Source organism: Vibrio sp. 2130-1, assembly GCF_033339515.1.
This window is the reverse complement of sequence record NZ_JAWOUT010000174.1, coordinates 1-798: the sequence shown is the minus strand read 5'-3', so window position 1 is coordinate 798 and position 798 is coordinate 1. Positions and strand designations below refer to the sequence as shown.

1 protein-coding gene is annotated in these 798 nt (G+C 46.0%); it reads left to right on the top strand.

Features of this window, described 5'->3' with window-relative positions; translation table 11 throughout:
* Positions 1-798, top strand: a 798-nt coding sequence (gene metF, locus R7Q09_RS24980; RefSeq protein ID WP_318143802.1) for a methylenetetrahydrofolate reductase, incomplete at both ends; no start/stop codon positions are given.

Here is a 798-nt window from a genome sequence, read left to right as displayed (position 1 = left end):
CGACGCCTTAAACCAGAATATCGCTGAGTTGTCAGATAACATTAATGTCTCGTTTGAGTTTTTTCCGCCAAGCAGCGAAAAGATGGAAGAAACACTGTGGAACTCTGTGCATCGTCTCAAAACGCTCAAGCCTAAATTTGTTTCGGTAACATACGGAGCAAACTCTGGTGAGCGTGATAGAACTCACTCCATTATCAAGGAAATCAAAGCAGAGACCGGCTTAGTGGCTGCGCCTCACCTCACTTGTATCGATGCAACACGTTCAGAGTTGATTGAGATTGCTGATGATTACTGGAATAACGGCATCGAAAATATCGTTGCGCTGCGTGGTGACATCCCACCTGGTGGCGGTGCTCCAGATATGTATGCTTCGGACTTGGTTGAGCTACTAAAATCTCGTCACGATTTTGATATTTCTGTGGCGGCTTTTCCAGAAGTGCATCCAGAGGCAAAAAGTGCTCAATCGGATCTGCTAAACCTAAAACGTAAAGTGGACGCTGGTGCAAACCGTGCCATTACTCAGTTCTTCTTTGATGTGGAATCTTATCTGCGTTTTCGTGACCGCTGTGTTGCGGCGGGAATCGATGTAGAAATCGTACCGGGTATTTTGCCAGTTTCGAACTTTAAGCAAGCCTCACGCTTTGCGGCGCAGAATAACGTTAAAGTGCCAGGGTGGATGAGCAAACAGTTTGAAGGTTTGGATGATGATCCTGTGACTCGCCAACTTGTAGGTGCAAGCCAAGCTATTGATATGGTTCGTGTACTAAGTCGCGAAGGTGTAAAAGATTTCCACTTCTA